We start from the raw sequence: 23,333 nt of genomic DNA, 5'->3' as shown, positions 1-23,333 counted from the left end.
TTAAGCTCTCTAGCGCTGATGGTACTTGGTGGGAAACTGCCTGGGAGAGTAGGACGTAGCCACGTAATCTTTTTTTGAGTAAATTTATAAAAAATAAAAAAGTTTTATTTTTTGTGTTTAGACATGGCAAATTTGGGACATAATATAATTGTAAAACTTAATAGCAAAAATAAATTACTCAATCTCCCCCACTTAAAGGCCTCTATCCCCCATAGAGGTCTTTTTTATTATGTCTAATTTTCTATATCCGTTATTTTATTTATTTTCATTCTATCTTATAGTCAGTATATTTATTTAAGTTTAGTATAATTTAACAGAAAATATATGTGATTTAACATTTATTTTAATAAATTTACTATATGTTCACTTTAACTTAATATATCCTTTACAAATAAAGAGTATTATTAATTTATAAGTAAATCGTATAACTAAACAAAGTATTTTGAGGAGGATAAAAAATGGCAGATATAAGACTAGAAAATGTCACAAAATCTTATGATAAAAAGAACACTGTTATAGAAAACTTGAACCTTACTATAGAAGATGGTTCTTTTACGGTATTGGTAGGCCCAAGTGGTTGTGGAAAATCTACTACACTAAGAATGATTGCTGGGCTTGAAGATATAACTTCAGGCAATTTGAAAATTGAAGAAAATGATATAACAAGAACTGATGCAAGTAAGAGAGATATAGCTATGGTATTTCAGAATTATGCATTATATCCGCATATGACTGTTAGAGAAAATATAGAATTTGGTCTAAAGAATAAAAAAGTTCCAAAAGAAAAAAGAGAAGAACTTATAACAGAGGTTATTGATATAGTTGGATTACAAGAATATTTAAATGTAAAGCCAGGAAATTTGTCTGGAGGACAAAGACAGAGAGTAGCATTAGCTAGAGCAATGGTTAAAAATCCAAAGGTATTTTTAATGGATGAACCATTATCAAATTTAGATGCAAAACTGAGAAATCAAATGAGGACAGAATTAATACAGTTACATCAAAAATTAAAATCTACATTTGTTTATGTAACTCATGACCAAGTCGAAGCAATGTCAATGGCGGATAAAATAGTTATAATGAACAAAGGAGAGATAATGCAAATAGGTTCTCCAAAAAAAATATATCAAGACCCTAAAAATTTGTTTGTGGCACAATTTATCGGAAATCCTTGTATGAACATATTAAATATGAAGGATAATATCAAACTTGGATTTAGGCCTGAAAAAGCTGTATTAGAAAGTATAAATATAGATATAAAAAATGATGATGCTTTTAATTTGCTTGGAAAGGTTATAACTAAAGAAGTATTAGGAAACGAAACTATATACTGTTTATCTGTTCTTGACAGTGAAGTAAGGGTTAAAACAGAAAACGATATATTTGATATAGGGAAAACTTTGAAAGTAAATGTATTAGAAAAGGATTTATATTATTTTAATAAAGATGGGCAAAGAATAAATGATATAAAAGAATGTAAGAATATGTATTCTAAAATCAAAGGAGATATTTATGAAAAAGCAATTTAATAAAGCATATTTGTACATAACACCTGCAATTATAGGAACTTTACTGTTTATAGTATATCCAATAATTAAGACAATATCGCTGAGTTTCAAATCAGGAAGTCTTCTTAGTTCAACTTTCGAAAATGTAGGATTAAATAATTACACAGAGCTTTTAAAAAATCCAGAGTTTATACAAACTATAACAAATACAGCAATTTATACTTTTTTTATGGTAATTATATCTATATCACTAGCTATAGTACTTGCTACTTGGTTAAACAAAAACTCTATAATACACAATTTAACACAAAGTATAATCTTTACACCACATGTAATTTCACTTGTATCTGTGGCCGTATTATGGCTTTGGATTATGGAACCTCAGTATGGTTTTTTAAACTGGGTACTGTCAGTATTACACTTACCAACATCAAAATGGCTTTCAAGTGAAAGTTCAGCATTGATGTCATTGATTTTAATAGGCATATGGAAAACTCTGGGATATAATATTTTAATAGTTTTATCAGGTCTTAAATCGATACCAAATTATATATATGAGGCATCTAAGCTAGACAATGCAAACAAGGTAACTAATTTCTTTAAGGTAACATTACCACTATTATCGCCAACAATATTTTTTCTCATGATAACAACAACAACAGCATCATTTCAAGTATTTGATGAAATAAGCATAATGACACAAGGTGGTCCATTAGGTTCAACCAACATGTTATCTTATTATATATATGAGTCTGGATTTATATATTACGATATAGGGCAAGCAAGTGCAGCAAGTATGTTTTTATTAGCTATAGTTATGATTGCTACATATGCTAATTTCAGACTATTATCAAAAAAAGTTCATTATCAATAAAGAAAAATATATATTATGAGGCGTATTAAGAAGGAGGACAAAATGGATATTATAAGACCTATTAAAAAAGATAAAGCTGATATAAAGAAAATAGTATCAAAATCAATAGAAGTATTAATTCTAGTACTTTTATCTGCAATATTTATATTCCCTTTTATATGGATGTTGTCGACATCTTTTAAAAACCCACAAGAAATGATGCAACTACCACCTACAATAATACCAAATGATATAGTACTAGGAAATTATACTACAGCATGGAATTCAGGGCCATTTTTTAGATATTTATTAAATAGTATCTTTGTGACAGGTAGTATTTTAATCATACAGTTTTTAGTGATGGTTCCTGCAGCTTATGCATTTTCTAAGATTAAATTTAGAGGTGAAAAGGTATTGTTTGGACTATTACTTATAGGACTTATGATTCCTCCACAAGTAACTTTTTTACCTGTATATATGATGATGAGTAAATTTGGATTTATAAATACATATGTGCCACTTATAATTCCATTTATGACATCTTCATTTGGTATATTTTTGCTTAGACAAAATTTTATGCAGATATCAGATGAGATTATTGAAGCAGCTAAATTAGACAATACTTCGGACTTAAAAATAATGTTTAAAATAATGGTTCCTATGGCAAAACCAGCAGTAATAACATTTATATTATTTAATTTTATATATCACTGGAATAACTATTTCTGGCCTTTAGTAATGACAAATACAGATGCAATAAGAACTTTACCAATCGGAGTAGCTCTTCTTAAATCTTCAGAAGGAATTACTGCATGGAATGTAATAATGGCAGGAAATATAATTTTAATTTTACCAATAATTCTTGTTTATATATTTGCAAATAAAAAAGTAAAAGAAGCTTTTATGTATTCAGGAATAAAATAAAAAGTCAAAAACTAAATTTGGAGGATGGAAATGAAGCTTAAAAGAAAATTAGCAACAGGATTAGCAATAACATTATTAGTAGGTTCTTTAGTTGGGTGTTCAAATTCTAATGACTCAAATACATCTAAAGGAGAAAAGACAGATAGCAATATTACAAAGATAGATTTCTGGGCACCTTTGGGTGGAACTAATGGTGAAACTGCACAAAAAATGGTTGACCAGTTTAATAGTGAGCATAAAGATATACAAGTGAATATGCTAAAACAAAAAGATTATTATGAAAATGCAACAAAATTACAAGCTGCATTAACTTCTAAAGACCAACCAGATGTAACATTATTAGAAATAACTCAAACAGGTACATTTGCATCAGCAGGAGCTTTAGTAGATATGAGTAAATACTTTGATAAGGCATACCAAGAAAGATTCTTTTCTGGTCTTCTAACAAATTCATATTATGAAAATAAATTTGTTGGGATGCCATTTAATAGAAGCACACCGATATTGTACATAAATAAAGATATGGCAGTTAAAGCAGGTCTTGACCCTTCAGGGCCAAAGTCATGGGAAGAACTTAAAACATATGCTAGTAAAATGACAAATAAATCAGAAGATACTTATGGATTTGAAACTCCAATAGATATTTGGTTCTATGAAGCTATGGTAATGCAAAGTGGAGGAGAAATAACTGATGGAAAAAAAGTAGCATTTAATAATGAAGCAGGTCAAGCACCAGTTAAATTCTGGCAAGATATGATGAAATCTGGAGTAATGAAAATGCCACCTGGTGAAGATTATAATGCTTGGGATGTAGCAAAGCAAGATTTTGTAAATGGTAAAGTTGGTATGATATTTACATCGACAGCAGATTTAGCAGGTCTTATGCAACAAACAGATGGTAAGTTTGAAATATCAACAGCATTTTTACCAAAAAATCAAAAATATGCAACTCCTACAGGTGGAGCAAACTTAGTTATGCTTGAAGGTGGAACAGATAAAGAAAAAGATGCAAGTGCAGAATTTATAGAATGGATGACTCAAACAGATAAAATAGTTCAATTTAGTTCATCAACAGGATATCTACCAACAACTGAAGATGCAACTAAATCAGAAAAATTACAAACATTGTATAAAGAAAAGCCACAATATAAAGTTGCAACTGACCAATTACAATATGCTGTTGCCCTTCCAATGCTAAATGGATATAAAGAAGCAACTGATAAGTTAATGGATGAGATTAAAAAAGGTCTTACTGATTTAAATGTGGCGCCAAAAGATGCAGTAAGTAAAGGAACTTCTGCAATGCAAGCAGTAATAGACAAGACTAATAAATAATTATAGAGATGTATAAAATGTTGATAAAATATTATTTTTAACATATATAGATTATAGCTTGATTGAAAGTATTCAATAATATATGAATGAAGAGGTAATGTAAATGACAAAAGTTATAGTATTATCAGTAGATTCTTTATTTGAAAAAGATTTAGAATTTGTAAAGAATCTGCCAAATTTTAAATCTATCTTAGAAAATTGTTCTATGGTGAAAAATATAAATTGTGTATATCCAACTTTAACATATCCTTGTCATACAAGTATGGTAACAGGGGTATATCCTAAAAAACATGGAATATATCATAATGAAAAATTTGACCCAAATAAAGAAAATAAAGATTGGTATTGGTATTCAAAAGATATAAAAGTAAAGACAATTATAGATGTAGCAAAGGAAAATAATTTGACCACTTCTAGTATCTTATGGCCTGTAATGGGTGCAAATCCAAATATAGATTATAACATTGCAGAGATATGGGCTCCTAATAGAGAAGATGACCCAAGAGAAACCTTTGAAAAAAGTTCAAGTAAGGTTATAATGGATAGTATTTATGATAGACATTGCCATTATATTGATTGGAAATTAGAGCCTAATATGGATTTATTTGGAGTAAATTGTGCGGTAGATGTAATAAAAGAATATAATCCAGATTTAATGTTAATACATCTAGCAACTTTGGACCATACACGACATAATCATGGTTTATTTAATGAAGAAGTAAATGAAGCCCTGAAAATGAATGATAAATGGTTAGGAGATATAATTCAGGCTACAAAGGATGCGGGTACATATGAAGATACCAATTTTATAATACTTGGAGACCATGGCCATCTTAGAGTTGATAAAGTCGTAAATCCAAATGTTTTACTTAAATCACATGGATTTATAACAGTAGAAAATGATGAAGTTAAGAATTTTGATGCCTATGTAAATTCATCAGGCATATCAGCACAGATAATAGTAAATAACTCAAATAGACTAGAAGAGTTGAGAGCATTGCTTGAAGAGTTTAAAGAAGAATTATTTATAGAGAATATATTTACCAGAGAAGAAGCATCCAATCTTGGACTTGAAGGCGATTTTGAACTGGTAATTGAAGGAATTGAAGGAATTTCATTTGGAAATGATTTAGAAGGAAATATTATAAAGGATTCCGATATAAAAGATTACAAGTTTGCTGTGGCTACACATGGTCATTTACCTACTAAGGGTAATAGACCTCCATTTATAGCTTTTGGACCTAAAATAAAAACAGGTGTAGTAGAGGAAGAAGGCGACTTAAGAGCTCATGCAGCAACTATATTAAAACTATTCAATTTGAAACTAGACGGAGTTGAAAAAGAAGCATTTGACTTCATTATATAAACTTGATAAAGTATTTATTTTCCATTACTTATAGACTTCTATTATAAAGATAGAAGTCTTTTTTTATATTTTAGATTTAAGTAAAATTTAAATGGGTAAAATATTTAAAATAACTGAAACAATTCTAGAAAGGTATGATATAATAATACATGTTAGGAACTAATGTTCGAAAAGAAGGAGTGATACTATGGATTTTAAACTAAAGTCAGACTTCAAACCAACAGGTGACCAACCAGAAGCTATTAAATCAATAGTGGATTCTATAAATAGAAATGAAAAATTTTCGACATTGTTAGGTGTAACGGGTTCAGGAAAAACATTCACAATGGCAAATATAATACAACAAGTTAAAAAACCTACCCTAATAATGGCTCATAATAAAACACTAGCAGCACAACTTTATAGTGAGTTTAAAGAATTTTTCCCAGACAATGCAGTTGAATATTTTGTAAGTTACTATGATTACTATCAACCAGAGGCATATGTAGCTCACAGTGACACTTATATAGAAAAAGATGCAAGTATAAATGACGAAATAGATAAACTTCGACATTCTGCTACAGCATCTATTTTAGAGAGAAGAGATACAATAATAATATCTTCAGTATCTTGTATATATGGTTTGGGTGACCCAAAAGATTATAAAGAACTTATGTTATCTATAAGACCTGGTATGCAAAGAGATAGAGATGATGTAATAAAAAAGTTAATAGAGATACAATATGAAAGAAATGATATAAATTTTACAAGAGGGACTTTTAGGGTTAGAGGGGATATATTAGAAATATTTCCAGCTAGTAATGATGAAAAAGCAATAAGAATAGAGTTTTTTGGTGATGAGATAGATAGAATAACAGAAATTGATTATGTAACAGGAAAGATTGTTGGGACAAGAAATCATGTTGTTATCTTCCCCGCATCTCACTATGTAACAACACCAGAAAGAATTGAAAACGCAATTGTTCAAATTGAAGATGAACTTCAACAACAAATCGAGAATTTTAAAGAAAATGATAGGCTTTTAGAAGCTCAAAGAATTGAGCAAAGAACAAAGTATGATATAGAAATGTTAAAGGAAATAGGATTTTGTCAGGGAATAGAAAACTATTCAAGACATATTACTGGAAGAGAAGAAGGAGAAAGACCATATACATTAATGGATTTCTTTCCAGATGATTATTTGATAATTGTGGATGAAGCACATGTTACTATTCCACAGGTAAGAGGAATGTATGCAGGAGATAGGTCAAGAAAAACTTCTCTTATAGAAAATGGATTCAGATTACCTTCTGCACTTGATAACAGACCACTAAATTTTCAAGAATTTGAAGGAAATATAAATCAAATGTTGTTTGTAAGTGCTACACCAGGTCCTTATGAAATTCAACATTCCGAAACTATAGCAGAACAAATAATAAGACCAACAGGTCTTTTAGATCCAATTATAGAAGTAAGACCTATAAATAATCAGATAGACAATTTGGTAGGAGAAATAACTAAAATAATAGAAAAAAATGAAAGAGTGCTTATAACCACTTTGACTAAAAAAATGAGTGAAGACTTAACTAATTACCTTAAAGAAATAGGAATAAAAGTTAAATATCTACATTCAGATATAGTTACATTAGAAAGAACAGAGATAATAAGAGATTTAAGACTAGGAAAATTTGATGTACTTGTAGGAATAAATTTACTTAGAGAAGGTCTAGATATACCAGAGGTTTCACTTATAGCGATTTTAGATGCAGATAAAGAAGGTTTCTTACGTTCCGAAACAGCGTTAATACAAACTATTGGACGTGCAGCTAGAAATGAAAATGGAAGAGTTATTATGTATGCTGATAGGATAACTGATTCAATGCAAAATGCTATTGATGAGACAAAAAGAAGAAGAGCTATACAGAATTTATATAATGAAGAACACAACATAACTCCTAAGACTATACAAAAAAGTGTAAGAGATAGTATAGAGGCAACTAAGGTAGCAGAGGAAGAAGTTGTATATGGAATAACTGATACAGATGATAAAGAAGAGATAAAAGATAATATAGAAAAATTAAAATCAGAGATGATGGAAGCTGCTCAAAACTTACAATTTGAGAGAGCGGCTGAATTAAGAGATAAGGTAAAACAGTTGGAAGAAAAATTGGAAAAATAGAAAGGTAAAAACAAGGTTATGGAAGATAAAATTATAATAAGAGGAGCAAAAGAGCATAATTTAAAAAATGTAGATTTAGATTTACCAAGAGATAAGTTTATAGTTTTTACAGGATTGTCTGGTTCTGGAAAGTCATCTTTGGCGTTTGATACGATATATGCAGAAGGCCAAAGAAGATATGTAGAGAGTTTGTCTGCTTATGCTAGACAGTTTTTAGGGCAAATGGAAAAGCCAAATGTAGAGTATATTGAAGGTTTATCACCAGCTATTTCAATAGACCAGAAGACTACTTCAAAGAATCCACGTTCTACAGTTGGAACAGTAACAGAAATATATGATTATTTGAGATTATTATTTGCAAGAGTAGGTGATGTGTATTGTCCTACTTGTGGTGAAAAAATAAGTCAAATGACTATTCAAGAAATAGTTGATAAAATGCTAGATTTTCCAGATAGAACTAAGCTACAAATACTTTCACCAATTGTTAGAGGTCAAAAAGGTACACATAAAAAGGTCTTAGATAATATTAAAAAAGAAGGATTTGTAAGAGTTAGAGTTGATGGCGAAAACTATGAAGTAAGTGATGATATTGTTTTAACTAAAAACCAAAAACACAGTATAGAAGTAGTAGTAGATAGAATAGTAGTTAAAGATGGAATAGAATCTAGACTTGCAGATTCAATTGAAACTGCGGTTAAACTATCTGATGGTCTTGTAATAGCTCAGATAATAGATGGAGAAGAGATTCTTTTCTCAACTAAATTTGCATGTCCAGAACATGGAATTGGTATAGAAGAATTATCTCCAAGAATGTTTTCATTTAATGCTCCCTTTGGTGCTTGTGATGTTTGTAATGGTCTTGGAGAAAGTAAAGAAGTTGACCCAGAACTAGTTGTACCAAATAAAGATTTATCAATAAAACAAGGTGCAGTGGCTGCATGGGGTTCAACAGGTGTCAACGACGATACTTATTATAGCAAAATGATAAAAAGTTTAGCAGAGCATTTTAATGTATCTTTGACAACTCCATTTAAAGATTTACCAGAAGGTTTTGTTCAAGAGTTACTTTATGGTAAGGATAATATAATGGTGGAGTTTGTTTATGAATCAAAATTTGGAGGAACTAGAAATTATAAATCATATTTTGAAGGCGTAGTAGTAAACTTAGAGAGAAGATACAAAGAAACTAACTCAGAGTATATGAGAGATAAAATTGAAGAGTATATGGCAGAAAGACCTTGTCCAAAATGTAAGGGATTGAGACTTAAAAAAGAGGTTTTATCTGTTTTAGTTGATGGAAAAAATATAATGGAAGTAACAAACTTATCTGTTAATGAATTGATAGATTTTATGGAAAATATAACTCTTACAGAAAAGCAAAGATTTATAGCTCATGAGATTATAAAAGAGATAAAGGGAAGAGCTAAGTTTTTAAGAGATGTTGGTCTTGATTATTTGAATTTATCAAGAAAAGCTGGAACACTTTCAGGAGGAGAAGCACAACGTATAAGGTTAGCAACTCAAATAGGTTCAGCATTAGTTGGAGTGTTATATGTGCTTGATGAGCCAAGTATAGGTCTTCATCAAAGAGATAATGACAGACTTATAGGCACTCTTAGACATCTAACAGATTTAGGAAATACTTTAATTGTCGTAGAACATGATGAAGATACAATGAGAGAAGCTGATTATGTCATAGATATTGGTCCTGGTGCAGGTATACATGGTGGTGAGATAGTTGCACAAGGGACTTTAGATGAAATAATAGAAAATGAAAACTCAATAACAGGTCAGTATTTAAGTGGAAAAAAACAAATATTAGTTCCTGAGACTACTAGAGAAGGAAATGGAAGTTTTATAGAAGTAGTCAAAGCATCAGAAAATAACCTAAAAAATATTGATGTAAAATTGCCATTAGGTAAGTTTACATGTATAACAGGTGTTTCAGGTTCTGGGAAAAGTACACTAATAAATGACATACTTTATAAAGGTGTTGCAAGTAAAGTAAATAGACTTAAACAAAGAGCTGGTAAGCACAAAGAAATAAAAGGAATTGAAAATATAGATAAGGTTATAAATATTGACCAAAGTCCAATTGGAAGAACACCTCGTTCAAATCCAGCCACTTATACAGGGGTATTTGACTTTATAAGGGATATCTTTGCAGCTACTAATGAAGCGAAAGCAAGAGGCTATAAAAAAGGAAGATTTAGTTTTAATGTAAAAGGTGGTAGATGTGAAGCTTGTAAAGGTGATGGAATAATAAAAATAGAGATGCACTTTCTACCAGATGTATATGTTCCTTGTGAAGTTTGCAAGGGTGAAAGATACAATAGGGAAACATTACAAGTAAAATACAAAGATAAAACTATATCTGATATACTAGATATGAATGTAGAAGAAGCTGTTGAGTTTTTTGAAAATATACCAAACATAAAAAGAAAGCTAGATACATTAATGGATGTAGGTCTTTCATATATTAAATTGGGACAGCCTTCAACTCAATTGTCTGGAGGAGAAGCACAACGTATAAAATTAGCATCAGAACTTAGTAAAAGACCAACAGGAAAGACTTTATATATATTAGATGAACCTACTACAGGACTTCATATGGCAGATGTAGATAAGTTAATTCACGTATTACAAAGATTAGCAGATACAGGAAATACAATTATAGTCATAGAACATAATCTAGATGTTATAAAGACTTGTGATTATGTAATAGACTTAGGGCCAGAGGGTGGAGATAAAGGTGGAACTATAGTTGCAACTGGAACACCAGAAGAAGTATCTAAAGTTGAAGGTTCTTATACAGGGCAATTTTTAAAGAAATATTTCTCTTAGGTTATACAAACTGTGTAAAATTTTAGCTGTAAATATATAAAAATAAATTGTAGATAATTACCAAACATAAAGTCCATATTGTTCTTCGTATTTGAGATTGCTTTTAAATCAATTATAGAAGATGATATGGACTTTAACTTGTGTATAGTGCTGGAAATTGAATAACTTTTTAATTTTCATATTTTAGGGTATAATTTTAATATAAAATTTAATGTTTTGGAGGACGAGATGTTTGATATACAAGACCACTTAAAAAAATTACCTTCTGAGCCTGGTGTATATTTAATGAAGGATAAATACAACCACATAATATATGTGGGAAAAGCTATATCTCTAAAAAATAGAGTAAGGCAGTATTTTCAATCTTCAAAAAACCATACATCTAAAGTCAAATCTATGGTTAAGAATATATATAAATTTGAATATATTATAACGGATTCAGAGTTGGAAGCATTAATACTTGAATGTAATTTAATAAAAAGATATAGACCAAAGTATAATGTGCTACTTAGGGATGATAAAACTTACCCATATATTAAAGTAACTACAAATGAAGATTATCCAAGAATTTTAAAGGTTAGAAGAGTGCTTAAAGATAAAGCAAAGTATTTTGGACCATATACCAATATAACTGCGGTAAATGATACTTTAGACCTTATAAATAGTACCTATCCAATAAGAAGCTGTAAAATAGATATAGAAAAAGCAATAAAAAATAAAACAAGACCTTGTCTAAACTTACACATAAATAAATGCGTGGGGCCTTGTACAGGAAATGTATCTAAAGAAGAATATGGAAAGATGATAGAAGAAATTATAATGTGTCTATCTGGGAAAGAAGAAAAGTTGATGGAGCTCTTAAAAGAAAAGATGAATGAGAGTTCTATGAATTTTAGATTTGAAGAAGCAGCTATATATAGAGATAAAATAAAGGGTCTTGAAGAAATGATACAAAAACAAAAAATAGATGCTACTGTAACCGATTTAAATCAGGATGTAGTTGCCATGGCAAGAGCTCATAATGAAGCCTGTGTACAAGTATTTTTTATTAGAAATGGTAAGATTGTTGGGAGAGAACACTTTATCCTAGAAGGGGTAATGGATAGTCCAAGAGCTTCTATATTAAGTTCATTTGTAAAACAATTTTACAATGAGCAAGAGTATATACCTAAAGAACTAATTATAGAAGATGAGATAGAAGACAGTTCTATATTAGAAGAATGGCTATCGTCTAAAAAAGGACAAAAAGTAACAATAAGAGTACCACAAAAAGGAGAGAAAAAAAGTCTAGTTGAAATGGTTAGAAAAAATGCAGTAGAGTACCTTGAAAAATTTTCTGATATGAACAAAAGAAAATATGAAAAAAGTATTGGAGCATTAGAAGAATTAAAACGATTGTTAAACTTAGAAAAATTGCCGATAAGAATAGAGTCTTTTGATATATCAAATATACAAGGAGTAGATTCAATTGGTTCTATGGTAGTCTATACAAATGCTAAAAAAGATAAAAAAGAGTATAGAAGATATAAAATAAAAACGGTTATTGGACCTAATGATTATGATTCTATGGCTGAAATTGTAGATAGAAGATTGAAACATGGAAATTTACCTGACCTTATATTGTTGGATGGAGGAAAGGGACAGGTTAGTGCTGTAAAAAAAGTATTAGAACTTAATGATGTAGACATAGCACTTTGGGGAATGTATAAAGACGATAAGCATAGAACTAAAGGGTTAATATGTAAAGAAAAAGAAATCGAGTTGGATAAAACAACTAGTTTATATAGATTTATTGCTAGTATACAAGAAGAAGTTCATAATTATGCAATAACATATCATAGAAGTCTAAGAAATAAAGCTTTGACAAAATCTATCTTAGATGATATACAAGGGATAGGTGAAAAAAGGAAAAAAGCACTACTGAGTCATTTTAAAGATGTAGAAGCTATAAAAGAAGCTACCTTTGAAGAACTTTTAGAAGTGGAAGGAATGAATAAAAGCATTGCAGAGAATGTTTATAATTTTTTTAGGAAGGAAGAAAATTAATGGAAACTAGCAATAAAGTATCAATAAGAGAAATAATAAAAGATTTAAAACTTAAAGTAGTATACATGCCTGATGATGTAGATTATTATGTCTACTCTCAAGATATAAATAGACCAGGTTTACAATTTGCAGGGTATTTTGATTACTTTGCATATGAGAGAATACAAATAGTTGGAAAGACAGAATATAATTTCTTTGGATTAATGGATAATGAAATTAGAGAAGAGGTACTAAATAGATTTTTTTCATATGAAATACCAGCTTTAATAATTTCTAGAGATTTAGAAATAAAGCCAGATGTAATAGAAAAGGCTAAAAAGTATAAGAGAATACTCTTAAGTACAAACAGAAATACAACTAGACTTATAAATAGATTATCAAATTATTTAGATAATAAGTTAGCACCACATACAACGATTCATGGAGTTTTAGTTGATATTTATGGTATAGGTGTTTTGATAAAGGGAGAGAGTAGTATAGGAAAGTCAGAAACAGCATTAGAATTAATTCAGAGAGGTAATAGATTAGTTGCAGATGATGCTGTAGAAATAAGAAAACTAGATGAAAGTATGTTGATGGGTCAGTCTCCTGAATTAATAAGACATTTCCTAGAGATAAGAGGAATAGGTATAATAGATGTCAGAAGCCTATACGGTGTAGGAGCTATCAAAAATTCTAAAATGATAGATTTAGTAGTACATTTAGAAGCTTGGGATGAAAATAAGTACTATGATAGACTTGGATTAGATAAAGAATATGAAGAAATACTTGGTGTTAATGTAGAGAAGTTAGTTGTTCCTGTCAAGCCTGGAAGAAATACTGCTATGATACTAGAAGTAGCAGCAATGAATTTTAGACAAAGAGGAATGGGGTATGATGCAGCTCAAGAATTTACTAAGAAACTATCAAAACTGATTGATACTAAATAATAGAAAATGTATATAAAATAAAGTTGTATAGAATATTTATAAAATATATATTATATAAACCGAGTTTAAATTAACGTTTAAAGTTATTAGATTAAATTTAATACTATATTTAAATTTATTATATGATAAGGAAGTTGGAGTCTTTATGGGAATAAACTATTTTAGTAAGCTTTTAGAAAGTACTACTGAAAAAGAATTGCTCTTAAATAAAAAATCAAATAATGTAAGTACAGCTAGGTTAATATCTTTTTTAATATTGATAGCAGGATTTGCTATTGGATTTTACAATAAAAATACAATAGGTATTTTTGTTGGAATTGTGGCATTGATTCTATTTATTTCACTTTTAGTTATTCATAATAAAATAAAAGATGAAGAATCGTATTTTAAGAGTAAGGGTAAAGTGCTAGATAAGTATGTTAAAAGATTTGGTGATGAGTGGAAAGAGTTCAAAATAGATGGCAAAGAGTATATACAAGAAGAAAATTCACAAGCAAAAGATTTAGACCTATTTGGAAGAGCATCACTATATCAGTATATTTGTGTGGCTAATACATCCTATGGAAAGCAGTCTTTAGCTAAGTCTTTATGGAATGAAAATCCAGACGATAAGATAATCTTAGAAAGACAAACAGCAGTAAAAGAGCTCTTATCAAAACAGGATTTTTCTATTCATATTCAGACATTAAGTAATATAATTGGTAAAGAGCAAAAAACCAACTCTGATGGAAGCATAGAGTCATTTATAGAGTATGGAGAAGATAAAAATGTATATATACCTAAGTGGATGCATATTTTTACTTGGGGTTTACCTACTGCAACAATACTATCTTTTATATTTTTTATATTAGGTTTTTTGCCTGTGTTACCTGTTTTTTTACTTTTTGTACTTCAGTTAGGATTTGGAGGTTTTGGACATACAAAGCTTATGCAGACCTTATCTCCATTATTCTCGTTTAGTAGAAGTATACAAGTATATGAAAAAATGTTTGAAGTTTTAGAGAAAGAGACATTCGAAAGCCCATATTTAAAAGAATTACAAGCAAAACTTTCTAAAGGTAATGGTGTTTCAAAAGGTATTAAACAATTGAACTCAATAGGTAATGCCGTAAACCTAAGATATAATCAAATAGTGTATATAGTTGCTTGTGGTGTTCTTATGTGGAATTATCACTGTGCAGAATCTCTAGAAAGATGGAAAGGTGTATATGGAAATCAAATTAGAGGATGGCTTGAATCTATTGGAGAGTTTGAAGCTTTAATAAGTTTAACTATTATTGGTCAAGTAAAGGAAAATACATGCTTTCCAATAATAAAAAATGAAAGTATTCCAAGGTTAGAAGTTGAAGAAGTATATCATCCATTAATAGCAGAGAAAAGTGTTGTAGCAAACTCAATAAAATTAAATTCTCAAACCTGCATCATTACAGGTTCAAATATGTCAGGGAAGACGACCTTTTTAAGAAGTATTGGTGTAAACCTAGTATTGGCGTATGCAGGTGCTCCTGTATGTGCTAAAAGTTTTGATGCAACAGGTATGGCTATATTTACATCTATGAGAATACAAGATGATGTAAGTCAAGGGATATCAACTTTTTATGCTGAAATTCTCAGAATAAAATCAATGATTCAATATAGCATAAAAGAATTACCTATGTTGGTTTTAGTTGATGAGATTTTTAAAGGAACTAACTCTGCTGATAGAATTATTGGAGCAAGTGAGGCAGTAAAGAAACTATCAAAGTCATGGGTTATAAGTATGGTTACAACACATGATTTTGAGTTATGTGACCTTTCAAGTGGTGGAGATGTAGAGATTGTAAACTACCATTTTTCAGAGTACTATGTTGATGATAAAATCTATTTTGACTATACCATAAAAGATGGAAGATGTAAGACTACAAATGCAAAACAGCTTATGAAAATGGCAGGAATACTTTAACCAAGATAAGTGTAGAAAAGTAGGTTATCTATGATTAAATTAGAAAGGATTGTATAAAGTACTTAAAAGCACTTTATACAATCCTTTTATTTGAGAATATTTTAGTTTTTTAATTTATTAAAATTTATTTAGCTTCTTCACAAGCACATTCTTTTGGACATTCTTCATAAATACAACTCTTATCAAAGTAATGAGTATGAAGGTATTTATGAGCTACATCGCTATTTGGATCTCCAAAGAAGTCTTTATAAATAGCTTGTAAGTCAGGATTTTCATGAGACTTACGAATAGCCTTGTTTCTATCTATTTCATATAATGCATTTGCACGTCTATCAATTATTTCAGTATTACCATGATGGTAAGGTTGACCAGCTCCTCCAACACATCCACCAGGACATGCCATAACTTCTATGATATGGTACTTACACTCTCCACTTCTAACCTTATCCATCATCTTTCTAGCATTTTTAAGTGTATTTACAATACATACATTAACTGTAGTTCCATCAACATCTATACTTGCTTCTCTGATTCCCTTAAGCCCTCTAACATTAGTAAAGTTTACATTATCTAAAGTTTTGTTAGTTATCTTTTCATATGAAGTACGTAGAGCAGCTTCTAAAACTCCACCACTTGCTCCAAATATAGAAGCAGCGCCAGTAGATTTTCCTAATGGATTGTCAAAATCCTGGTCTTGAAGATTAGGTAAATCGATAGCAGCTTCTTTTATCATCTTAGCTAGCTCTCTAGTAGTTATAGAAAGGTCAACATCTAATATTCCAGATTCACTTAATTCTTCTCTTGAAGCTTCATACTTCTTAGCTACACAAGGCATTACAGATACAACATAAAGGTCATCTGGATTAATTCCTAGTATTTTAGGTGCATAGTAGTTCTTAGCTATAGAACCAAACATACCTTGAGGAGATTTACAGCTAGATGCTAGATTTAATTGGTCTGGATAATTGTGTTCTAAGAAGTTTACCCATGCAGGGCAACAACTTGTTAATATAGGTAGATTTTCACCTTTTTGAATTCTTTCTATAAATTCAGTAGCTTCTTCCATTATAGTGAAGTCTGCACCGAAGTTTGTATCAAATACATGCTCAAATCCAAGTGCTTTTAAAGCAGCAACCATTTTTCCTGTAGATATTGAACCTGGCTCTAATCCAAACTCTTCACCAATAGCAACTCTTACAGCAGGAGCAACTTGTACTACTATAGTTTTTTCTTTTTTATTTAAAACATCCCATAGTTTAGGCACATTATCTACTTCTGTTAATGCTCCAGTTGGACAGACAGATATACATTGGCCACAGAATGTACACTCTGTTTCAACCATATCAGCGTTGAAAAATGTGCTAACTAAAGTATTAAATCCACGATTAACTCCAGATAATGCTCCTACTGTTTGGATATCATTACATACAGTTTCACATCTTCTGCATAATATACATTTAGAATGGTCTTTAACTAAAGATTTAGTAGAGGTATCTTTACCTGCAAAAGACTTAGAACCTTGATATCTTATCTTTCTTACTCCTAAATCAGCAGCTATAGTTTGTAATTCACAGTCTCCATTTTTTTCACATATAAAACAATCTTGTGGATGGTCTGATAATAGTAATTCAACAATAGTTCTACGAGCATTTAATGCTCTAGCGCTATTAGTTTGAACTCTCATACCTTCCTTTATAACTGTTCCACAAGCTGGAACTAAACCTCTCTCTGTCTCAACCATACAAACACGACAAGAAGCACAAGTGTCAAGCTTATCTATTTCATTCATATGTAAATGACAAAGGTTATGTATTTTTATATTTATTAGTTTTGCAGCATCTAAGATAGAAGTTCCACTAGGTGCTGAAACATGTTTGCCATTGATAGTTAAATTAACTAAACTCATTGTTATTCCTCCTCCAAATAAGTTATTTCTTGATTATAGCATTAAATGTACAATTATCTATACAAGCACCACATTTTAGACACTTAGAAGTATCTATTGCATGTTGTTCTTTAACAGAACCTGTTATACAACCAGCAGGACACACTCTAGAACATTTTGTACAACCCTTACAAGCATCTGTTATGAAGTAAGAAAGTAAGTTTTGACATTTGCCAGCAGGACATTTCTTATCTACAACATGAGCTATATACTCATCTTTAAAATATTGAAGAGTACTTAAAACAGGGTTTGGAGCAGCTTTACCAAGACCACATAATGAAGCAGTTTGTATAGTTTCAGCAAGGTTTTCTAGGTCGTCTAAATCTTGTAGAGTACCATTACCTTCTGTAATTTTAGTTAATATTTCTAATAATCTTGTAGTACCTATACGACAAGGTGTACATTTACCACAAGATTCTTCAACAGTAAACTCAAGGAAGAATTTGGCTATATCTACCATACAGTCAGATTCATCAAGAACAAGCATACCACCAGAGCCCATCATTGAGCCTATAGAGCTTAATGAACCAAAGTCTATAGGTATATCTAAATGCTCAGTTGGTATACATCCACCAGATGGTCCACCTGTTTGAACTGCCTTGAAGTTCTTACCTTCAGGAATTCCTCCACCAATTTCAAATACAATATCTCTTAAAGTAGTACCCATTGCAACCTCAACAAGACCTACATTTTCTACTTTTCCACCAAGAGCAAAAACTTTAGTACCACTAGAATCATCAGTACCTAAGTTAGCAAACCAGTCTCCACCCTTAAGTATGATTGCTGGAATATTAGCAAAAGTTTCAACATTGTTTAAGCAAGTAGGAGATTTCCATAATCCACTCTTAGAAGAACTATAAGTCTTCATTCTAGGTTCACCACGTCTACCTTCAATTGAATGCATTAAAGCTGTACCTTCACCACAAACGAAAGCTCCTGCACCATATTTTAATTCTAATTTGAAGTTAAATCCAGTACCTAAAATATTTTCACCAAGTAAGCCATGTGCTTCAGCTTGAGCTATAGCTACTTTTAGTCTTTCTATAGATTTTGGATATTCAGCTCTTATATATATGTATCCTGTATCAGAACCTATAGCATATCCACATATTGCCATAGCTTCTAGTACACTATGAGGGTCTCCTTCAAGTACAGATCTATCCATGAATGCACCAGGGTCTCCTTCATCAGCATTACAGACAACGAATTTTTTATCAGTTGGGCCAGCAGGATTCTTTGAAGCAGCTTCCCATTTAGAACCTGTAGGGAATCCAGCTCCTCCTCTACCACGAAGACCAGAAGTCTTTACTTCTGCAATAACTTCTTGAGGAGTAAGAGATGTTAAACATTTACCTAGAGCTAAATAACCATCATTAGCAATATAATCCTCTAAACTATCTGGGTCTATAAGCCCACAATTCTTTAGAGCTATACGTAATTGTTTTTTGTAGAAAGACATTTCTTCTTGTGCTTCTACTTTTTTACTTAAAGATTCTTCTTCATATAATAATTCCTCAACAACTGTATTTCTAATTAAGTGATTTTGAACTATCTTTTCAGCATCAGATGGTTCAACTTTCACATAGAAAACGTTATCAGGATAAACTTTTACGATAGGACCTTGAGCACAGAAACCAAAACAACCTGTTAAGCGAACATCAACTTTGTCTTGTATTCCTGATTTTTTTATTTCATTTTCTAACTCACTAACTATTTCCATACTGTTTGAAGATGTACATCCAGTATCACAACAAACAAGTAATTCTCTTCTTAATACATTTTCCTTAGAATAATTTTTTCTTAGGCTAAGACTAGGTTTTAGCTCATCAGCTAAAACTTTTAATTCATCAAATGAATTTACTTTACGCATTATTTATTCACCCCTCTTAACAATTCAATTCTAATTCTCTATAAGTATCTAATATTTCGCTTACTTGATCTGGTTTTACTTTACCATAAACTTTACCATTTACAGTAACAACTGGAGCTAAACCACATGCCCCCAAACATCTTAAACCTTCTAAAGAAAATTTAAAATCACTAGTAGTTTCTCCAACTTTTATACCAAGCTGTTTTTCAAAAGCACTTAATATCTTATCAGCACCTTTTACAAAACATACAGTACCTAGACAGACACTTATTTTATACTTACCTACAGGTTCTGTAGTGAAATAAGAATAGAATGTAACAACCCCATATACCTTTGCAGGAGCTACTCCAAGTCTTTTAGCAACATGAAGTTGTACTTCTTTTGGAAGATATCCAAATATACCTTGAGCTTCATGTAGAACTTGTATCAAAGCACCTTCTTTTGTTGCAAGAGAGTCAATAAATATATCTAATTCGTCAAATAACTGCTTGTTGTGTGAAATAAAATCGCACATAACAAATCCCCCTTTTCTTTTTAAAGTTATTATTTTTCATAAAATAATTAACCATGCGTTGACACCAATATTATGTTGGTGAACAAAACCAAAACAATAAAGAAAGAATAATATACAACAATTTCTTTATTCATAAAAACAATGCAAAAAAGTTACCTATTAAAAAAAAACTATACTAGTCTATTATAATATAAAATAATTCAGAATAGTTAAAAAAAATAAAAAAAATGGACTGAATTCAATAAAAAAAAAATAATACATATAAAAAACTTTAAAAAATAAACCAAAAGGTAAAATTTTTATAAAATAAAAGATTTATAAAACTGATGATAATAGTCGAGAAATTGATTCCTTGATTTTTATATAAGTAGACCTAGAATTATATACATCTAATGTTATTTCTTTTGAATCTAAAATATCATTTTCAAATATAACTCTTTGCTCTAGTGCTTTTTTTGAAGAGTACATAAAGGCATTTACTTCAAAATTAAGCTCAAAGCTTCTTATATCCATATTAGCTGTTCCTATAGAACATATAGAGTCATCTATAACTATTGTCTTAGCATGTAAAAATGCATTTTCACCATAAGTGTAGATTTTAGCTCCAAATTTTAAAAGTTCTCCAGCATATGAATATGATGCCCAGTATACAAAAGGATGGTCAGGTTTAGAAGGAATCATAATTCTTACATCAACACCAGATAAGCAAGCTATTTTTAAAGTATCTATAAATGTTGAGTCAAGTATTAAATAAGGACTCTGTATATATATATACTTTCTAGCTTTCTGAATCATTTTAAGGTAACCATATTTAATTTCATCGAGCTCTGATATATCTGGACCACTTGATACTATTTGAATCCCAATATTTTCAGAAGGACAATCAGAAGGTGTTTTACTTTCTGCGAAGTACTTTTCTAAATCTAAATCTTCTTTAGTTGTATATCTCCAATCAAGGATAAATCTCATATTTAGGTCAATTACACAATCACCAGTAAGTTTAGTATGTGTATCTCTCCATAGACCAAATTTTGGATTTCTACCTAGATATTCGTCTCCAACATTGTATCCACCTACAAATCCTACTTTTCCATCAATGACAACAATTTTTCGGTGGTTTCTGTAGTTTAAGTTAAAGTTTACAATTTTTAAGAATGATGGAAAGAAACTTCCAACTTTAACACCACTTTCTTTTAATCTAGAAAGTGTACTATTTTTTAGTGTTCTACCACCGACGGCGTCAAATAAAAGTCTTACTTCTACACCTTCTTTGGCCTTATCTACTAGAATGTCAATTATTTCAGTTCCAATTTTGTCATCTTTGAAAATGTAAAACTGTATATTTATATATTTCTTTGCTTTCTTAAGTTCTTCAAGAAGAGTGTTAAAAAATTGACTAGACTCAGCGTAAATCCACACATCATTATTATTGGTATAATGAGCATTATTTGAATTAGCTAATGCATAAATCATATCCTTATGTTGATGTATTTCTGAATCAATTTCAGATGTAGATTGTAATTTAACTTGAGTATCTAGTATATTGCTTTTGATTATCTTATCGTCCTTTTCTTTTACTCTAAACATATTGTTTTTTGAAATATTTCTACCAAAAGCCATATAAAGTATAAATCCAAGAGCTGGTATTAATACTAATATAAGAAGCCATGTTAGAGTTGTGTTTATATTTCTCTTTTCTCTAAAAATGAGATTTAGTATAACCATGAAATTAATTACATATATTGTAGTAACTGCTATTTCATATATTGACATTTCGAAAAATGATATATTAAACATAAAATTTCCTCCTTTTGGGTATTTAGTAAAATCAGTAATTATATATAATAACTCGAACATATATCTATTATATATAATACCTCAATAATAAAAAAGTAAAATAAATAATCAAAAGGTAAATTTTTCAATTTAAATATAATTATTTCGAAATTAACAAAGTTAGTATATAATAAATAATATAATTATATAAACATAAGTATATATAAGCATATAGAATATTTTTTATATTAATAAAATTTATTATATATCATATTGTTATTATATAATTATTGCCATAAAAAGACAAGGAAAAGTATAATTTTTAAGGGGGAAGGATTTATGAGTAAAGGATTCTTGACACCTGGGGAAACTGCACAAGCAACTATAAGTGCAGGCATTAAAAAAGCGAATATTTCAACACAAAATGCAATTTTATTAGGTTTATTTGGAGGAGCATTTATAGGTTTTGGGGGATTGGGGAGTATAATAGTTAGCCAGACTTTTGGTAAGATAGACCCAGGAATAGCTAGTTTTTTAAGTGCTATGGTCTTTCCAGTAGGTCTTATGCTTGTAGTGGTAGCAGGAGCAGAGTTATTCACTGGAAATACTTTAATGTTTATTCCGCTTATGGACAAAAAAATAACATTGGGAAAAATGCTAAGAAACTGGGGACTAGTTTATTTTGCCAATCTAGTAGGTTCACTACTTTTAGTGGCACTTGTATACTATTCTTCTACATTAACAGGGGATGCAGCTACAAAAGCCATAGCTGTAGCAGAAGCTAAAGTTAATTCAACGATAGTTTCAATGTTTTTAAAAGCAATACTTTGTAACATTTTAGTAGTTTTAGCTGTATGGATGGCTACAGCATCTCAAGATATAGTATCTAAGTTAGCTTCATGTTGGACAGTAATAATGTTATTTGTTTTATGTGGATTCCAACATAGTGTTGCAAATATGTTTTTTATACCAATGGGAATGGCATTAGGAGCAGATATTACTATGGTTCAATTAATAACTAATTTGGTATTTGTAACGCTTGGAAATGTAGTTGGAGGTTCTATAATAGTTGGAGGAATTTATTATCTTTGCTATGTGAAAAATAGTTAGATAAATAATACGAATTAAATAGCCTTTTAAAGCATTGATATCAGCGATATTGATGCTTTTTTTAAATTATTTATGTTCTTTTATATGTTGTTATTTTTTTTTTTTTACTTTATTATATATTTATTGAATATAGTTTGGAATTAAAAAACTTAAAAATATGAAATCTGTATGATAAGCAAAATCATATATTATTGAATATAGTTAATACTATAC

The 23,333-nt window shown here is 30.0% G+C and carries 15 protein-coding genes; 11 read left to right on the top strand and 4 right to left on the bottom strand.

Going from position 1 to position 23,333, the window contains the following annotated elements; all coding sequences use genetic code 11:
* The first annotated feature begins 458 nt into the window (after nucleotides 1–458).
* From KGF52_RS14040 to KGF52_RS13995, 10 genes are all read left to right on the top strand, one after another.
* The gene (locus KGF52_RS14040) at nucleotides 459–1,529 is read left to right on the top strand and encodes an ATP-binding cassette domain-containing protein (protein ID WP_227840597.1); all 1,071 of its coding nucleotides are present in this window, start codon (nucleotides 459–461) and stop codon (nucleotides 1,527–1,529) included.
* On the top strand, nucleotides 1,513–2,382 hold the full coding sequence (locus tag KGF52_RS14035) for a carbohydrate ABC transporter permease (RefSeq protein WP_227840596.1): 870 nt from the start codon (nucleotides 1,513–1,515) through the stop codon (nucleotides 2,380–2,382). Before KGF52_RS14040 ends, KGF52_RS14035 begins: the two co-directional genes overlap by 17 nt.
* 42 nt (nucleotides 2,383–2,424) lie before the next feature.
* Nucleotides 2,425–3,285 carry a carbohydrate ABC transporter permease gene (locus KGF52_RS14030; protein WP_227840595.1) on the top strand — a complete coding sequence of 287 codons (861 nt, stop codon included), beginning with the start codon at nucleotides 2,425–2,427 and terminating at the stop codon, nucleotides 3,283–3,285.
* A gap of 30 nt (nucleotides 3,286–3,315) precedes the next feature.
* Complete coding sequence (locus tag KGF52_RS14025; protein WP_227840594.1) at nucleotides 3,316–4,620, top strand: extracellular solute-binding protein; 1,305 nt, start codon at nucleotides 3,316–3,318, stop codon at nucleotides 4,618–4,620.
* A 103-nt stretch (nucleotides 4,621–4,723) separates the two neighbouring features.
* Nucleotides 4,724–5,986, top strand: coding sequence for an ectonucleotide pyrophosphatase/phosphodiesterase (locus KGF52_RS14020; RefSeq protein ID WP_227840593.1), 1,263 nt, complete (start codon nucleotides 4,724–4,726; stop codon nucleotides 5,984–5,986).
* 187 nt (nucleotides 5,987–6,173) lie between these two features.
* The gene (gene uvrB, locus KGF52_RS14015) at nucleotides 6,174–8,144 is read left to right on the top strand and encodes an excinuclease ABC subunit UvrB (protein WP_227830041.1); all 1,971 of its coding nucleotides are present in this window, start codon (nucleotides 6,174–6,176) and stop codon (nucleotides 8,142–8,144) included.
* 18 nt (nucleotides 8,145–8,162) lie between these two features.
* Complete coding sequence (gene uvrA, locus KGF52_RS14010; protein WP_227840592.1) at nucleotides 8,163–10,988, top strand: excinuclease ABC subunit UvrA; 2,826 nt, start codon at nucleotides 8,163–8,165, stop codon at nucleotides 10,986–10,988.
* A gap of 228 nt (nucleotides 10,989–11,216) precedes the next feature.
* A complete protein-coding gene (gene uvrC / locus KGF52_RS14005; RefSeq protein ID WP_227840591.1) occupies nucleotides 11,217–13,034 on the top strand; it encodes an excinuclease ABC subunit UvrC in 1,818 nt (605 codons plus the stop codon).
* Nucleotides 13,034–13,963, top strand: a complete 930-nt coding sequence (gene hprK / locus KGF52_RS14000) for an HPr(Ser) kinase/phosphatase (RefSeq protein WP_227435572.1) — start codon at nucleotides 13,034–13,036, stop codon at nucleotides 13,961–13,963. The genes uvrC and hprK overlap by 1 nt, the downstream gene beginning before the upstream one ends.
* A 145-nt stretch (nucleotides 13,964–14,108) precedes the next feature.
* Complete coding sequence (locus tag KGF52_RS13995) at nucleotides 14,109–15,905, top strand: MutS-related protein (protein ID WP_227840590.1); 1,797 nt, start codon at nucleotides 14,109–14,111, stop codon at nucleotides 15,903–15,905.
* A 124-nt stretch (nucleotides 15,906–16,029) separates the two neighbouring features.
* Here KGF52_RS13995 and KGF52_RS13990 read toward each other — a convergent pair whose 3' ends face one another.
* The 4 genes from KGF52_RS13990 to cls form a co-directional block, all read right to left on the bottom strand.
* Nucleotides 16,030–17,811, bottom strand: coding sequence for an NADH-dependent [FeFe] hydrogenase, group A6 (locus KGF52_RS13990; RefSeq protein ID WP_227830037.1), 1,782 nt, complete (start codon nucleotides 17,809–17,811; stop codon nucleotides 16,030–16,032).
* Nucleotides 17,812–17,833: 22 nt separating this feature from the next.
* On the bottom strand, nucleotides 17,834–19,720 hold the full coding sequence (locus tag KGF52_RS13985; RefSeq protein ID WP_227840589.1) for an NADH-quinone oxidoreductase subunit NuoF: 1,887 nt from the start codon (nucleotides 19,718–19,720) through the stop codon (nucleotides 17,834–17,836).
* Nucleotides 19,721–19,736: 16 nt separating this feature from the next.
* Nucleotides 19,737–20,234 (bottom strand): complex I 24 kDa subunit family protein, encoded by a 498-nt coding sequence (locus KGF52_RS13980; protein WP_227435580.1) that lies wholly within the window; start codon nucleotides 20,232–20,234, stop codon nucleotides 19,737–19,739.
* Nucleotides 20,235–20,549: 315 nt separating this feature from the next.
* Nucleotides 20,550–22,031 (bottom strand): cardiolipin synthase, encoded by a 1,482-nt coding sequence (cls, locus tag KGF52_RS13975; protein ID WP_227840588.1) that lies wholly within the window; start codon nucleotides 22,029–22,031, stop codon nucleotides 20,550–20,552.
* Between the two features lie 318 nt (nucleotides 22,032–22,349).
* Here cls and KGF52_RS13970 point away from each other — a divergent pair, with 318 nt between their 5' ends.
* Nucleotides 22,350–23,120 (top strand): formate/nitrite transporter family protein, encoded by a 771-nt coding sequence (locus tag KGF52_RS13970; protein ID WP_227840587.1) that lies wholly within the window; start codon nucleotides 22,350–22,352, stop codon nucleotides 23,118–23,120.
* Nucleotides 23,121–23,333 lie beyond the last annotated feature (213 nt).

The organism is Clostridioides sp. ZZV15-6597, from assembly GCF_020657815.1.
GTDB lineage: Bacteria > Bacillota > Clostridia > Peptostreptococcales > Peptostreptococcaceae > Clostridioides.
This window is presented reverse-complemented; position numbering and strand designations above follow the sequence as displayed.

Coding starts and splice junctions, on each gene's coding strand:
- KGF52_RS14040 (WP_227840597.1), top strand. CDS start 459: ATGGCAGATATAAGACTAGAAAATGTCACAAAATCTTATGATAAAAAG.
- KGF52_RS14035 (WP_227840596.1), top strand. CDS start 1,513: ATGAAAAAGCAATTTAATAAAGCATATTTGTACATAACACCTGCAATT.
- KGF52_RS14030 (WP_227840595.1), top strand. CDS start 2,425: ATGGATATTATAAGACCTATTAAAAAAGATAAAGCTGATATAAAGAAA.
- KGF52_RS14025 (WP_227840594.1), top strand. CDS start 3,316: ATGAAGCTTAAAAGAAAATTAGCAACAGGATTAGCAATAACATTATTA.
- KGF52_RS14020 (WP_227840593.1), top strand. CDS start 4,724: ATGACAAAAGTTATAGTATTATCAGTAGATTCTTTATTTGAAAAAGAT.
- uvrB (WP_227830041.1), top strand. CDS start 6,174: ATGGATTTTAAACTAAAGTCAGACTTCAAACCAACAGGTGACCAACCA.
- uvrA (WP_227840592.1), top strand. CDS start 8,163: ATGGAAGATAAAATTATAATAAGAGGAGCAAAAGAGCATAATTTAAAA.
- uvrC (WP_227840591.1), top strand. CDS start 11,217: ATGTTTGATATACAAGACCACTTAAAAAAATTACCTTCTGAGCCTGGT.
- hprK (WP_227435572.1), top strand. CDS start 13,034: ATGGAAACTAGCAATAAAGTATCAATAAGAGAAATAATAAAAGATTTA.
- KGF52_RS13995 (WP_227840590.1), top strand. CDS start 14,109: ATGGGAATAAACTATTTTAGTAAGCTTTTAGAAAGTACTACTGAAAAA.
- KGF52_RS13990 (WP_227830037.1), bottom strand. CDS start 17,811: ATGAGTTTAGTTAATTTAACTATCAATGGCAAACATGTTTCAGCACCT.
- KGF52_RS13985 (WP_227840589.1), bottom strand. CDS start 19,720: ATGCGTAAAGTAAATTCATTTGATGAATTAAAAGTTTTAGCTGATGAG.
- KGF52_RS13980 (WP_227435580.1), bottom strand. CDS start 20,234: ATGTGCGATTTTATTTCACACAACAAGCAGTTATTTGACGAATTAGAT.
- cls (WP_227840588.1), bottom strand. CDS start 22,031: ATGTTTAATATATCATTTTTCGAAATGTCAATATATGAAATAGCAGTT.
- KGF52_RS13970 (WP_227840587.1), top strand. CDS start 22,350: ATGAGTAAAGGATTCTTGACACCTGGGGAAACTGCACAAGCAACTATA.